The organism is bacterium (assembly GCA_020444065.1).
Taxonomy (GTDB): Bacteria; Sumerlaeota; Sumerlaeia; order SLMS01; family JAHLLQ01; genus JAHLLQ01.
The window spans coordinates 100990-115419 of the sequence record JAHLLQ010000001.1 but is presented as its reverse complement, the minus strand read 5'-3'; the positions used below and the strand labels follow the sequence as shown (position 1 = coordinate 115419).

General features: G+C 58.2%; 14 protein-coding genes. 9 read left to right on the top strand and 5 right to left on the bottom strand.

Translation table 11 applies throughout. From position 1 onward, the window contains the following. Nucleotides 1-170: 170 nt before the first annotated feature. From KQI84_00405 to KQI84_00385, 5 genes are all read left to right on the top strand, one after another. Entirely contained in the window at nucleotides 171-3401 is a 3231-nt protein-coding gene (locus KQI84_00405) for an N-6 DNA methylase (protein MCB2153319.1), read from the top strand. Nucleotides 3402-3404: 3 nt separating this feature from the next. After that, nucleotides 3405-4334, top strand: a complete 930-nt coding sequence (locus KQI84_00400; protein MCB2153318.1) for a restriction endonuclease — start codon at nucleotides 3405-3407, stop codon at nucleotides 4332-4334. Nucleotides 4335-4430: 96 nt separating this feature from the next. Further along, nucleotides 4431-5711 carry an insulinase family protein gene (locus KQI84_00395; protein ID MCB2153317.1) on the top strand — a complete coding sequence of 427 codons (1281 nt, stop codon included), beginning with the start codon at nucleotides 4431-4433 and terminating at the stop codon, nucleotides 5709-5711. Next, nucleotides 5708-6868, top strand: coding sequence for a magnesium/cobalt transporter CorA (corA, locus tag KQI84_00390; GenBank protein ID MCB2153316.1), 1161 nt, complete (start codon nucleotides 5708-5710; stop codon nucleotides 6866-6868). Before KQI84_00395 ends, corA begins: the two co-directional genes overlap by 4 nt. A gap of 103 nt (nucleotides 6869-6971) precedes the next feature. Then, nucleotides 6972-8045: a pyruvate dehydrogenase kinase gene (locus KQI84_00385; GenBank protein ID MCB2153315.1), complete on the top strand. Its 1074-nt coding sequence runs from the start codon at nucleotides 6972-6974 to the stop codon at nucleotides 8043-8045. On the opposite strand, the gene KQI84_00380 is transcribed toward KQI84_00385, so the two are convergent. Beyond that, nucleotides 8042-8422: a hypothetical protein gene (locus tag KQI84_00380; protein MCB2153314.1), complete on the bottom strand. Its 381-nt coding sequence runs from the start codon at nucleotides 8420-8422 to the stop codon at nucleotides 8042-8044. The genes KQI84_00385 and KQI84_00380 overlap by 4 nt on opposite strands. A gap of 126 nt (nucleotides 8423-8548) precedes the next feature. On the opposite strand from KQI84_00380, the gene KQI84_00375 reads away from it, so the two are divergent. Genes KQI84_00375 through KQI84_00360 form a run of 4 tightly spaced genes read left to right on the top strand, consistent with a single transcriptional unit; the run spans nucleotide 8549 to nucleotide 10798 of the window. Further along, a complete protein-coding gene (locus KQI84_00375) occupies nucleotides 8549-8797 on the top strand; it encodes a sulfurtransferase TusA family protein (protein MCB2153313.1) in 249 nt (82 codons plus the stop codon). After that, nucleotides 8797-9648, top strand: a complete 852-nt coding sequence (gene moeB / locus KQI84_00370) for a molybdopterin-synthase adenylyltransferase MoeB (GenBank protein ID MCB2153312.1) — start codon at nucleotides 8797-8799, stop codon at nucleotides 9646-9648. The genes KQI84_00375 and moeB overlap by 1 nt, the downstream gene beginning before the upstream one ends. Then, nucleotides 9641-10354: a bacillithiol biosynthesis deacetylase BshB1 gene (gene bshB1, locus KQI84_00365; GenBank protein ID MCB2153311.1), complete on the top strand. Its 714-nt coding sequence runs from the start codon at nucleotides 9641-9643 to the stop codon at nucleotides 10352-10354. The genes moeB and bshB1 overlap by 8 nt, the downstream gene beginning before the upstream one ends. 24 nt (nucleotides 10355-10378) lie before the next feature. Beyond that, entirely contained in the window at nucleotides 10379-10798 is a 420-nt protein-coding gene (locus tag KQI84_00360) for a GNAT family N-acetyltransferase (GenBank protein MCB2153310.1), read from the top strand. 51 nt (nucleotides 10799-10849) lie between these two features. Here KQI84_00360 and KQI84_00355 read toward each other — a convergent pair whose 3' ends face one another. The 4 genes from KQI84_00355 to KQI84_00340 all read right to left on the bottom strand — a co-directional run bounded on the left by KQI84_00355 (nucleotide 10850) and on the right by KQI84_00340 (nucleotide 14370). After that, nucleotides 10850-11734 (bottom strand): alpha/beta hydrolase, encoded by an 885-nt coding sequence (locus KQI84_00355; protein ID MCB2153309.1) that lies wholly within the window; start codon nucleotides 11732-11734, stop codon nucleotides 10850-10852. Between the two features lie 7 nt (nucleotides 11735-11741). Continuing rightward, nucleotides 11742-12797, bottom strand: coding sequence for a KamA family radical SAM protein (locus KQI84_00350; GenBank protein MCB2153308.1), 1056 nt, complete (start codon nucleotides 12795-12797; stop codon nucleotides 11742-11744). Nucleotides 12798-13243: 446 nt separating this feature from the next. After that, nucleotides 13244-14044, bottom strand: coding sequence for a histidinol-phosphatase (locus KQI84_00345; protein ID MCB2153307.1), 801 nt, complete (start codon nucleotides 14042-14044; stop codon nucleotides 13244-13246). Between the two features lie 86 nt (nucleotides 14045-14130). Further along, the gene (locus tag KQI84_00340; protein ID MCB2153306.1) at nucleotides 14131-14370 is read right to left on the bottom strand and encodes a NifU family protein; all 240 of its coding nucleotides are present in this window, start codon (nucleotides 14368-14370) and stop codon (nucleotides 14131-14133) included. Nucleotides 14371-14430 lie beyond the last annotated feature (60 nt).

The following is a 14430-nucleotide window of genomic DNA, read 5'->3' as shown; positions in this document are numbered from 1 at the left end:
CCAACTGTCCGATAGGTTGCTGCCCCGTGAGCCGAATCTTGAAACCCCTGTTTCGTCCCGAAGTCCTCCGGGATCGACTTCGTTCCTTCGAGTCGTCCGAAAACCTGGAGAGGGCCAAAGAGAAACTCCTGCCGCTCCACAGCCTTCTCGCTTCCCCGGGAGGAATGGCCATGGGCGAGGAGAACCTGAAACCAGGCTTCCTGGCCGACATTTTCGGGGAAGCTCTCGGCTATCGGACTCCAAACCAGTCGCCCGATGGATTCACACTGGTGCCTGAGTTTCGCATTCCGGGCTCTCAGCAGTTTGCTGATGCAGCCCTGGGACCCAAGCCTCAAGATGGTCGGAATGTCGTCGTCGCGGTCGAAATCAAAGGGCCGTTGGATCCTCTCGATATCCCGCATGGTGGCCGCCGGCTCTCCGCAGTCATGCAGGGATTCGATTATGCGATCAACTTGCCGTGCGATTGGATCCTCGTTTCCTCCATGGTCGAGACGAGGCTCTACTACAAGGGAGCGGATCGCTTCACCTGCGAGCGCTTCTTTCTCAGCCGATTGGTCGAGAGCGAATCGGCACTTCGCCGATTCCTGTTCATCCTGGGAGCCAGTCGGGTTATCCCGGAAACGGGTCGCAGTCACCTCTATGATTTGCTGGAAGAATCCCGCATTGCCGGCGAGAACATCACGAAGGCCTTCTACCAGGAATACTCGCAGCAGCGATTCGATGCATTCGTACGTCTCACCCAATCGAATCCGGAACTTGAAAGACCTCCGCTTCTCTCGGCGACCCAGAAGATCCTCGACCGAATCCTCTTCTGCTCTTTTGCCGAGGACCGCGGGCTTCTTCCGGCGGAGACTGTGCGCCACGCCTTCGAGTACAGTGATCCCTACAATCCGCACCCGAAGTGGGAGAATTTCAAGGGACTCTTCCGCTCGATCAACGAAGGCAATCCGCAACTGAATATCCCGCGGTATAACGGCGGGCTCTTCGCTCCGGATGAGTGTCTGGACGAACTCACCGTGCCCGATGAAGTGTGTGGGGTCTTCAAGCGACTCGCCGACTATGACTTCCGAGCCCTGGAGGTTGCCGAGCAGGAATCTCTCGATGATCTGCAGCAGATTGAATCCATCGTCGATGTCGAAATCCTGGGGCATATTTTCGAGCAATCGATTACGGACCTCGAGCGCCTTCGTCTCGAACTGGAGCAGGAGGGCACGATCGCTCCACCCTCTGCAAAGAAAGCGAAGAGCCGTCGCAAGCGAGAGGGGGCATTCTACACTCCCAAGTTCATCACGCGATACATTGTCGAACATACTCTGGGGCCTGTATTGGCGGATCGTCTTGAATCCCTCCGGCTCAGGCACATCGCCCGGGCCCGGGGTACCGCCACTCAGGCCCTGGAATGCCCGACATCCTATGATCTCGAAGAATTGAACAATCCGCAACGGGAAGCGCTGATTGCGTTCTGGCTGGACTGGCAGGAGGAACTGGGCCGCGTGCGAATACTCGACCCGGCGTGCGGGTCCGGCGCCTTCCTGATCGAGGCCTTCGATCAACTCCTTGCAGCCTACCAGGATGCCAATGCCCGGCTGGAAGCTCTGAGGGGGCAGGCCGAGCTCTTTGATCTGAACCGTCAGATTCTGCAACAGAACCTCTATGGCGTCGACTTGAACGAAGAGGCCGTCGAAATCTGCCGCCTCTCTCTCTGGATCAAGACCGCGGAACGAGGCAAAATCCTTACTGATCTGGATCACACCATCCGAGTCGGGAACTCGATCATCGCCGATCCCACCGTGGACCCGCGGGCTTTTGATTGGCGGACGGCATTCCCCGAAGTCTTCACAGAGGGCGGCTTCGATGTCGTGGTCGGCAACCCACCATATATTCGCCAGGAGTGGTTAGCCCCACTGAAGCCCCACCTGGAGCAGCATTACGAGATCTACTCCGGCACCGCGGACTTGTACCTCTACTTCGTGGAGAAGGGGCTGGACGTACTCAAAGCGGGCGGAAGGCTGGGCTTCATCACGAGCGGCACATTCTCTCGTGGCAACTTCGCCAGCACCTTCAGAAAGTGGCTACCGACCACTGCGCGCTTCACATCCCTGGTGAACTTCGGCGAGAATCAGCCTTTCGAAGATGCCGAAATGGTCTACCCCACGATGTACACGCTCAAAAAGAATACGGAGCCTGCTCAATTCCCGACCCTCTTCATCCACGAGAAAATCCCGGACTCGATCGAGGAGGAGATGAAGAACGAAGGTCTCCCCTGCGACGAGTCGGTCTTCGACGAGTCGGAATGGAAGTTCCAACCTCGTGCGGTAACCGATCTGCTGCACAAGATTGTGAAGGCCGGGAGGCCGCTGGGGGAGGTGGTCGGCGGAGGAATTTACTACGGAATAAAGACAGGCTTGAATGACGCCTTCATTGTCGATGGAGAGACACGAGATCGATTGGTCGCGGCTGATGCGAAATCCGATGAGATCATTCATCGGATCCTTCAAGGTCAGGATCTACGGCCGTGGTACCAGATCTTCGCAGATCGGCATTTGATCTTCACGAGGAGAGGGATAGACATCGCAGAGTACCCTGCAGTTCGAGAGTATCTGGAGTCTTTCCGGGAGAGATTGGAGCCACGTCCGCCCGACTGGGCCGGCAGGACGAGTGATTGGCCGGGGCGGAAGCCTGGAAGTTACCGTTGGTATGAACTACAGGATTCAATCGATTACTATCAGGAATTCGACCATCCGAAGATCATCTGGCCAGATATTCAGAAACTCCCACGTTTCTCGTGGGATGAAGACGGGCTCTACACAAATGACAAGGGCTACATCTTGATCCCTAAATCTGGTGCGGAGCTTGCTCTCCTGCAGTCCCGCCTCACTTGGTTTTGTATCTCTCAGTTCTGTCTCCCTCTTCGTTTGCGTGCTGGTCTTTGGCAGTATCAGTCCAAATTGCAGTTCATCGAACGTCTCCCGATCTCTGAAATGGATGATGAATGCCGCAGCCATCTCTCCTCTCTGGCGGCGGATATCACAGTACTTGCCCGCGAGCGCCTTGGTCTGCACAGGGCCACACGCCATCGAATCGAAGCCGATCTGTGTCCTGAGGGCGGGAAGTTGAATACTGCCCTGACGAATTGGTGGGACCTGGATTTCTCGGCATTTCGAGAGCAGATCAAGAAGGCCTTCAAAGCCGAGATCCCCGTGCGCGAGCGCTCGGGGTGGGAGGATGCCCTGGCCGAGTGGCGCGGCGAGCATGGTCGACTGACAGGCCGGATCATCGATCTGGAGGAGGAACTCAACGATCGTGTCTACCATCTCTACGGCCTGACCAGCCAGGAGGTACGGACGCTCGAGGACTTCCAGAAGAAGACGAAGACGTTCTATCCATTTGGTGAGGTTTGAGGAATGCCAAAGTACCAGGATCGCCGATCAATCTTCGATCGCTATCTGGGAAGACTCTTGAGCAAGCTCTCACGGCTGTCCGACCTGAGTCTTCTCACTCTGAGCCTGCTGCTGCTTTCGCCTGCTGTTGTCCTCTGGGTTCTTGTTCGCCCGCCGATCTGGTGGGTGATGATTTCTGTATCTGCCTTCCTGAGTTCATTCCTGCTCCTGTTCCTGGCGCTCCTGGCTCAAACGATCAGGTACAAACACGATTTCCTTCTTCGTCAGAATCGTTCGATGGAAACCGTTCTGTCGCTGCAATGGAATGACTTCGAGCAGTTCGTAGAAGCTCTGCTGAAGATCGAGGGATACGAGGCCACCAGGCTGACGGCCGATGAGGCTTGCGCAGATGGTGGAGTAGACATCATTGCAACCAAGGACGGCAAGACCATGTTGGTTCAGTGTAAGCACTGGATGAGGGAGCGCGTCGGGCCGGAGCCTGTTCGAGCGTTGTTTGGGGTGATGCACCGGGATCATGCGGACGAGGCCCTTTTCGTCACGAGCGGTCGCTTCGCGGATGTGACCGAGGAGGAATTCAAGGACGTTCCGGGGATTACACTCCTGGACGGGGCCGGGCTCATGGCGCGGCTTGAGGCCGCAAATGATCGACTCCCGGCGGAAGAGGAGAAAGACGGGGGAAGGATCTGGACGAGTGCCGAACACATCGTCCGGAAAATGATGCCCCAGGCCGAGCCTTCCATTATCCGCGTTCCGAAGTGTGATGATTGCGGAGCCACCATGGTCTTGGGATTCAGCAGGAGGAATGCAGAGAAATTCTGGGCGTGTCCGAACTGGCGAACCAGTTGCAAGGGGTCCACCGTATCCTTGCGCCCCGAGCATGTCGAAATCCTTGATCCAGGGAGAGGCCAAAGGTCTCGTCCGACTCAAAGATGATCGGTCCGCCCCCTCCCCGGCCTTGACAATCCCCGGTGGGCTCTTCGCAATGGGCGCAGTGCCCCGGACGGGGCGAATTTCTGTTTGGGAGTCTCCATGTCGGCGGTCCAGCGGGTGACGCTTTCTAGTGGGTTGCGGGTTATTCACGAGTTCGTGCCGGGCAGTACATCGGTGGCGGTGAGTCTGACCGTGGTGCGCGGTGCGCGCCACGAACCGGATCCTTTGGCCGGCATCACGCATTTCATCGAGCACATGTTGTTCAAGGGCACCCGCAAGCGCGACCTCTACGAGATCGCGCGGGAGATCAATCACCAGGGCGGGTCGATGAACGCGGTGACGTCGCACGATTACGTGCGAGCCTACACGCGGGCGATCAATGCCGACCTCGAGGCCGCCTTGGAGTTGCTCGACGACATGTTCTGGGGCAGCACATTCCCCCCTGAGGAGATCGAGCGCGAGCGCGGCGTGGTTCTGGAGGAAATCGCAGAGAGTCGCGACTTCCCGGAGGACCTGTGCTTCGAGAATTTCCAGTCGAAGCTCTGGGCGCCCCATTCGCTCGGGCGTCCGATCCTGGGGACCGAGGAAACGGTCAGCACTTTGCGGCGCGAGGATCTCCTGTTCTACTGGGAGAACATCCGCACTCCTGCAAACTCGGTGCTCTCGATCGCCGGCGGGGTGGAACTGGAAGAGGCACTGGCCGCTGCGGAGCGCATTTTCTCTCACGATTCGGAGGCAACGGAGGCCAATCATCACCCACCGGCGGGGGAGCCCCGTTCGGGGCGGACGGTCGTGCGACGGCGGCTTGAGCAGGTGCAGTTCTGCTTCGGCGTGCCTGCGATTCCGCGAAAGCACCCGGGGCGCTATGTGTTGGCAATGCTGGACTCGATTCTGGGCGGCGGCATGGGATCGCGTCTCTTCAATGAAGTGCGCGAGCGCCGCGGTCTGGCCTACACGATCGCCTCGTCGGCCCAGACGATGCTGACCGAGGGGCAACTCTGCATCTATGGAAGTTCCTCCCCCCAGAAGATCGGGGAGGTTCTCGCTGTTTGTCGCGAACAGATCGCCGATATGTGCTCGAACGGTCCGACACAGGAAGAGCTGGAGACGGCGCGCCAACAACTGGAGCGAGCGATCTTGCTGGCGCTGGAGAGTAACGCCTTCCGCTCCGGACGAAACGCGGAGCGTGAGGTCTACGGAGAAGAGCATGCCTCCGAGGAGGTCGTGCTGGCCCGACTGCGAGAGGTCACGACGGAGCAGATTCGCGAGATGGCCGTGGAACTGTTTGTCGGCGTTCCGATGACGATCAGCATGGTGGGCCCGGTCCCCGGTCGAACGACGATCGAAACGGTTCGCTTGCCGGAAGGAGTGCTTGGATGAACGTTGGTCTGAATACGGCGCAGGAAATCGCCTCGAAAGGCACACGCGCCGTCAAGAGTGCTCTGAAGCTGGGAATCACCGCTCCGACGACCGTGCGGCGGCTGATCTCTCCCGTCTCGAAGAAGGCCGGCCTACCGCCGGGATCGCTCGTCCATGTGGGGCCGGAGAACAAAGAGCCCATCCGCATCGATGTTTTCGATTTTGCCGCCGAGGCCATCGAGGAACGCGACGATGTTTCGTTGGAAGATGCCATCGTCTTTCCGGAGAAGGGGAAGAGCCGCTGGGTCAATGTCGTCGGCGTTCACGATCCTGCAGTGATCGAATCGATCGGGCAGAAGCTGGAAGTGCACTCGCTGGTTCTCGAGGACATCATGCACACGGAACAGCGCCCGAAGATGGAGGACCACGAGCGCTATCTGTACGTCGTTCTGCGAATGTTGCAGTTCAATGACGAGCACCAGGCAGTCGAGAGCGAGCAGATTAGCCTGCTGCTGTTTGACAATCTGGTCGTGTCTTTTCAGGAAGCCCCCGGCGATGTCTTCGATTCGGTTCGAGAACGCCTACGCCTGGGGCGCGGGAAGCTGCGCAAGAACGGCGTGGATTACCTCAAATACGCCCTGATGGACGCGATCGTAGACCACTATTTCGTGATTCTCGAACGCTTCGGCGAAGTGACCGAAGACCTCGAATTGCTTGTTCTGAGGCAGCCCCGTCCAGAGACGGTTCGAGCGATCCAACGGCTGAAGGGCGAGATGATCCTGATGCGGAAGTCGGTCTGGCCGCTGCGCGAGGTGATCTCTGGACTTGAACGCGGCGAGAGTAAACTGATCAAGAAGGAGACGCGCCTGTATCTACGCGATCTCTACGATCACTCGATTCAGGTAATCGACGCGGTCGAGACCTTCCGCGATGTACTCTCTGTCCTGATGGACCTCTATTTGTCCAGCGTCAGCAATCGCATGAACAACGTCATGAAGACCCTGACGGTGATCGCGACGATTTTCATGCCGCTGACCCTGCTGACGGGCATTTACGGAATGAACTTCCAGTACATGCCGGAGCTGGCCTGGAAGTACAGCTATCCTGTGTTAATGGGCATCATGGTGGCCGTTGCTGGGGGGCTGGCTCTGTTCTTCAAGAAGAAGGGCTGGTTTTGAGGCCGCGCGGAACTCGGGCGATGAGAATGCTCTACATCGTTGACAGCGTGGAGGGCTGACGGCATCGTTTTCCCGGCTGAACCCAGGAGGCCGTGAGACGCCAATGCCCATTGAGATGACCAAAAAGCTCGCCGACGAGATTACAATCTATGCGCGGCGAAAAGAGACCCGGCTCACCATCAAGCAGCTCTTCGACTTCGGCGCGGATCCCTCGCCGAAGGTCCTGCTGACGTCCGCTCAGTATCTCCACACGGAACTGCCGATCCGGATCGCGAAGCGCATCAAGGAACTGGAGACAGCGCCTTACGGCCTGTCCGATATGCCTTCGGTCAAGCGCATCCACGAGTGGTACGTTGAGACGTTCATCGACCTGCTGGACTTCCCGCATCCGAGCGCACCAGAGGATGACGAGGCGTTCTCCGATCTGATCGAGCGCATCAAGAACCGGCACAACACGGTCGTCTCCACAATGGCGCAGGGCATTCATGAGCTTCAGCGCAAGCTCGGGACGAAGGAACTGGGCGATCAACTGCCGGCATTCCTCGATCGATTCTACATCTCGCGTATCGGCATTCGTATGCTGATCGGACAGCACGTTGCCCTTCACCAGGCGCAGATGGACTGCGATTGGGTTGGGATCGTTTGCGCCAATTGCCGACCGGCCGAGATTGCTCGCGATGCCGTGGCGCATGCTCGCGACGTTTGCGTGCGCAGCTACGGTGTGGCGCCTCCGGTCGGTATCTATGGAAGGACCGATCTGCGATTCACGTATGTCGTGTCTCACTTGCACCACATGCTGTTTGAATTGCTGAAGAACTCCATGCGAGCCGTTGTGGAAACCCACAGCGAGGAGGACTTCCCCGAAATCAAGGTCATTATCGCCGACGGGCAGGAAGACATTGCCATCAAGATCTCCGACGAAGGCGGCGGCATCCCTCGCAGCGGCATGCCCCGCATCTGGACGTACCTTTACACGACAGCCACCCCGCCACCTGAGAATGCCATGTACCAGACCGACTTCGACCCGATGGCGGGCTATGGATACGGTCTGCCGATCAGTCGCCTGTATGCGCGGTACTTCGGGGGGGACTTGCAGGTGATCTCAATGGAAGGTTACGGGACGGACGCGTATCTTCATCTGAATCGTCTGGGCGACCAGGAAGAGGCGCTGCCCTAATACAGCCCGAGCAATTCTCCGAACTTCGGCGTATCGGAGTGGAGCGTGCAGAAGACGTCTCCACCGATCGTATAGTAGCGTCCACCGCCCGGGCAGGCGGGGATGCTGCCCATCACGCGTTGCATTTCGGGCACTGACAGACGGGTTGTGCCGCTGTTGATCTGGGCTTCTACGACTCGAGACATTGCGGTGCGGCGATTTGCGGCACAGACGGCGCTCTTTGCGCGATCGATACGCTGAACCGGCCAGGGCTTGGCACCCGGAGCGCCTCCCGGCCCCCCGCCCATGTACATGCCGGATAGGATCCCGACGATCGCCAGGGCCATCAGCATCGAGAGCAGTACGAATCCGCGTGGAGTTTTTCGGCGAAGAAACATCGCTCATTCCCTCTATTCACCCTTAAGCCTAGCGACGAATGGAACAGTTGTCACGCGGAATTGCCGTGGACTCCGCCTGGAGTCGGTTGCACGATCATCCGCGGGAACCAGCAAAGGACAAGGCCCATGAGCAGCAAAGACAACATCGCCGCCAGCCTGGACATTCGGCTTGAGATCTGTCCGATGACGTTCGTGAAAACGAAACTGGAACTGGAGGAGTTGGAGCCGGGTGACTTGCTCGAGGTCTTCGTGCGCGAGGGCGAGCCGCTGGAGAATGTGGCGCGTTCGGTGAAGGATGAGGGACACACGGTGCTGGAGCGCAAGCCGCTGGGCGATGCAATCTGGCGGCTACTGATCGAGCGGGGGGAGGACTGATGGCATCGGCCGGGCGACGCTTCACGAACGAGCAGATGGAGCGCTATGCGCGCCACATCGTCCTGCCCCAGGTTGGCGGCAAGGGACAGTGGAAACTGCGCGATGCACGCGTCTTCATCGTTGGCGCCGGTGGACTTGGCAGTCCGATCCTCATGTACCTGGCAGCCGCAGGCGTTGGTACTATTGAGGTGATCGACGACGATCGGGTGGATCTGTCGAACCTTCAGCGCCAGATCATCCACACGACCTCGCGAATCGATGAGTTGAAGGTCGAATCGGCTCGTCAGGCCATCGCGGACATTAACCCGGATGTTCAGGTTATCACGCATGCGGAGCGCCTCACAAAGGCGACCGTAATGGAGCGCCTCTCGAATGCCGATGTCATCGTCGAGGGAAGCGATAACTTCCCGACGCGATTCCTGGTGGCGGACGCGGCGTATTTGCTTCGCAAGCCACTCGTCTCCGGCGCGATGTTCCGCTTCGAGGGGCAGGTTACCGTGTTTCCCAACGATGGCGCGCCGACTTCACCCTGCTACCGCTGCCTGTTTCAGGAACCGCCTCCGCCGGGGCTGATTCCAAGTTGCCAGGAGGCCGGGATCTTTGGCTCGGTCCCTGGCGTCATTGGAAGTCTGCAAGCGACGGAAGTGATCAAATTAATCGTCGGAATCGGCGAGCCGCTTTTTGGGCGATTGATTGTCTTCGATGCGCTGGCGATGAAGTTTCGAGAAGTGAGACTGCAGCGTGATCCGGACTGTCCGCTGAACGGGGACAATCCGACTATTACAGAGCCAGTCGAATACGAACAGACTGGATGCAATTTCAATGCGGAGGGAAGTGAATCGAATGGTTGATGCAATGTTCATCGGGGCTCACCCGGACGATGTGGAAATCCTGGGTGGGGGATTGGTTGCCCGCATGGCAGCCGATGGGAAGAAGGTCGTGATCGCGGATGCGACACGCGGCGAGATGGGAACACGTGGGACTCCGGAAGAGCGTGATGAGGAGGCGAGGACCGCCGCGGAGATTCTTGGTGTGACGCGCATCAATCTGAACCTGCCGGACGGGCGCATTGCAGAGGATATCCCCGCGGCGACTCGGCGCGTTGTGGAGGCGCTCCGCGTGCACCGCCCGACGTTGGTTTTCACACACGAGCCCGGCGATCATCATCCGGATCACAATGCGGTTTCGCAGGCCGTGAAGTTCGGGTTCTTCCAATCCAATGTCCTGAAGTACGACACAGGGCAGGAGCGTTTCAAACCGAAGCGGCTGTTCTACTTCATCGGCAGCCGCGATCGTTGGCCGGAGGAGCCGTCGTTCATCGTAGATATTACCGACGTCTTCGAGCAGAAGATGGAGTCGCTCCGAGCCTTCAAATCGCAGCTTCAGAATTCTGCGTACAAGGGACCAGCCACTTACATCTCGGGCAATTTGGGCTGGCACATGATGGAAGCACGAGCGAGCTTCTTTGGCACACTAATCGGCGTGAAATACGGGGAGCCGTTCCGAGCGAACGAGCCCCTTCGCATCGACGATCCGCTTGCGTTGTCAGGGCTATAATCCATCCAGGAGGAGGATGGTAAAATGAAGATCACGTCAGCGACCGACGGCGATCGGACTGCTATTCTCGAACTCCATCGCGCCTCGATTCGAGGGCTTTGCGCTCCATCCTATTCTGATGAAGAGATCGCGGCATGGACCGACCCGCTTCTGCCTGAGAGGTATCCGGTCAATGTCCCTGACAGGCCGATGCTTGTCGCTAAGGACGAACGGGACGGCAGGTTGTTGGGCTTCAGCATCGGCGGCGACTGCGAGGTACTTGCTCTCTACATTCATCCCGGGGAAATCGGTCGTGGTGTCGGGCGGAGGCTCTTGGAATCTATGGAAGAATTTGTCTGTCGCCCGGATTGCCGCCAGCTCGAGCTAAAGGCGACGCTGAATGCCGTCAGCTTCTACGAGAAACACGGATACAGAGTGGGGGAGCGGGTCTGGCATGAATTGTAGGGAGGTGTGAAGCTGGCTTGCGTGCAGATGACGAAGGACGTGGGCTGAGCTCTATTCGTTGCTCATCAACCTCAGAATCTTCTTCCGTGACATCTCAATCACCCAATTGTGATCCCCACCTTGAACGCGATGGAATTTGATCATGCTGGGGTGGCGATCGGCGAGTTCCTTTCCCATGCGGAACGGCACGATGTTGTCTTGCGTACCGTGGAAGATGTGGACGTCCGGCGGGTCGACTCGTTCAGCCAGTTCATCCAGACGAGCGCGATTATCGTAGCGATCAAGCAGCGTGTAGCAAAGCGGCCAACCCACTGTGAGTCGGGCCATGTCGGCAAGGCTCGTGAAGGGCGAGATCAGGATGATCCGACGAGCCGGATGGCGCGCCGCGAATTGCAGGACGGACGCGCAGCCCATCGAATGCCCCACGTGGCTCACATCCTGCCCCAATTGCTCCGGGGACATCTGCAGGCGGCTTGCCAGTGCATCGAACGCCCCTTCTGTCGCCTCGAGCATCTTCTTGCCAGAGGCTTTGCCTTCCGAAATCCCATACCCTGGATAATCGACGAGGAGGAAGCCCGTTTCGTCGTCATCCACATCGACGATGAGATCCGCCCAGTCCAAGGCAAGCGAGGCATTGCCGCCGATCATGATCCAGAGGTGTTGCGGGGGAGCGCTCGGATCGCCTTTGGGCGGTTGGTAGAATGCTGTCTGCTTCCCGGAAGTGGTCGCAAACTCCAGCTCGATCATGTTGGGCGGGAAGCCCATGCGGTAGGAACGTTCGTACGGCCGCGGAAAGTAGATCATCCCGTGTTGGAAGAGCAACAGTCCGGCAACGACCAGCAGAAGAAAGGTGATGAGTGTCGTCATGATGAGGAACGCAATCCGGCGAAGTCGTCGCGGCAACGGAGCGGCTTGCTCGGGGACTGCTTCTTCCATTGTGTGATCACCCGATACTCGCCGGCTCCAATTGATCCAACCAGAACGCTTCGTCGTCGCGCTTCAGGATTATCACCCGACTCTCGTTCTGAGGGTCAAGGGCACGGTGGTAGCGCATGTAGATACGTTCGTCATCCAGCCCGATCATCTCGATCTTGCCGGTCGCGTGACTCATGCAGAACCGAACGCGCCGGGACAGGCCCGATAAACCCTGGCGGGCTGCGTCGAACAGCCGGAAACTCCGCACCAGGGGGAGTTCGTAGGGTGCATTACCGGCCGTCGGACGCCCCTGGAACACGTAATACTGGGGGGCACCGAGATAAGTCATCGTCGTGAATAAATCCCGGAGAGTCTCGACGTCGTCATTCACGCCCTTGATGAGCGGGCACTGATTGACGACGCGAGCATTGCAATGCTGCAGCGTCTCGATGCCCTGCTTGGCGGGATCCGTCAACTCGTTCGGGTGATCGAAGTGGGCCATGATGTAGATGGGGCGCTTGTACGTCGAGTTGTCGCGGATCAGAGCCTGAAGATTCTGGTCGTCGAGAACTCGCCACGGATTGAATGCGGGCATCTTTGTGCCGATTCTCACAACCCGAACATGATCGATTTCATTCAGTTGGTCCAGGATTCTCTGGAGCTTCCCGGTGCTCATCAGCAGCGGATCGCCGCCGGTCAGAAGCACATCCGTGACCTCTGTATGCTCGCGGATGTACTCGATACCGGGTCCGACATCTCGGGTCGTCTCTTCATTATCATCCATGAAGAGCCTTTTGCGGAAACAGTAGCGACAGTAAGCGCCACACACATCGTTGCAGAGCATCAGAACCGTGTCGTGGTATTTGTGCTGAACTCCGCGAGCGACCGTGACGGCCTTCTCGTTGCTGGCATCCAACTGCCCCCAGTCCTCGAGTTCCTCCTCGCGGGGAATGATGAGCTGACGGATTGGATCTTCCGGATCGTGCCAGTCAATCAGGCTGAGATAGTAGTCGTTTGCTCGAAAGATGTATTTCTTTGAGACCTTTTCCAGGGCTTCCCGGGCGTCGTCGGGGATGTCCGGGATCTGGCGGGCCGAGCGAACGTATTTGACCTTCGTGTTTGCCTTCAGAAGGCCGTGCTCAATGTCGGTTTGATAGTGCATCTGGCTCATCCTCTCGTGGAATTCGTGCGGGGGGTGAGTCAGCGGGACTTCAACAGATCTACAAGAACGAGAAAACGGTCTTACCCGGTTTGGTGGCCAATGGGCCTTTACGCTCCAACAGAATCATAGCCAATCGTACCGCTGTTGCCAATCCAAAACCCCGAATCGGCAGAAGTGATCTCAACAGGTGTCTGGGTTTTCTTTCCGACACATGCCGCGTGTGCGATTTCACCAAATCCGGCAAAACGAGACACTCGGGCGCGTCAGACGCCACGTGATTTCTGCTCTCAACTGGGGAACTCGTCAAGCCGAGGTTTCTTGGGCATGGACTTGGGGCAATTTCTGGAAGAAAGCCCCAAACCACGCAATCAGATGCAAACGGGCACTCGCGTACGATTGTCGAAGCTGAAGAGCTCAGTCACTCCGCACTCCCGCAGAATTGTCAGGACCTCGTCGCGATACCGGCCGACTTCCGCGGGACGGTGCGCATCGCTTCCGATTGTCAGGGGAACCCCGGCGCCGGCCAGCCTGCGGATGATTGGTATCGAAGGATAGTACTCTCCGACGGGTTTGTCCTTGCCAGCCGTATTGATTTCAACCACTGCGCCGGAATCGAGGATGACTGGGATCAGTTCCTCCACCAGGCCGTAGTAGCCGTTTCCGGGGAGGTGTCCGAATTTCTTCGGCAGGTCGAGGTGGGCAACGATATCGATCAATCCCCATCCCAACATTGATTTCAGCGCCTGGAAGTACTCTTCGTAGACTGCATCGACATCGCGGCCATCCCATTCTTCGAGATGATCCGGATGATCGAAGATCCAGTCCCCGAGATTGTGCACTGACCCAATGTGGAAATCGAACGGGTAGTTGGCCGTGAAGCTTCGGGCAGTCTCGAACTGCTCGGGCACGAAATCGACCTCGATACCGATGCGCAGGTTGATGTCGTCATCAGCCAGTTGATCCCGCAGTTTCTCCAGGTCCTCCTCATAGGCCCGGAACTCATCCCACGTCGGGGCGATCGGCGGATCGTCTTCGTACTGGAACATCCAAGGCGAGTGCTCCGCGAAGCCGAACTCGCGGATGCCGAGAGCGCGAGCTTTCTCGACGAATTCCTCGGGCCGGCCTTCGGCGTGGTGGCAATATGGCGTGTGGTTATGCAGGTCAACCATGAGACGCGCCTCTCAACACAAAGAAAAAGGGACCGACGGCACATCGGCCGTCGCTCCCGTGATTGGAGATTCTTGTTCCGGCTGGTTCAGATTGCCTCGACGGCTTCGACTTCGGGGACCTCTTCCATGATGCGCCGCTCGATGCCCATCTTCAGGGTCATCAGCGCCGATGCACAGCCAACGCAAGCGCCCTGCAACTGGATGTAGACGACATTGTCTTCAATGCGACTGAAGGCGCAGTCGCCACCATCCGCCTGAAGGTACGGGCGCAAATTCTCGAGGATCTCGCGAATGCGAGCTTCCTTTTCCGGGGTGATCTCGGCCATCGGGTTCTCCTGCTCCGCTCATTGGGTTATGTGATTCATGCAGCACATGCCGCTGATACT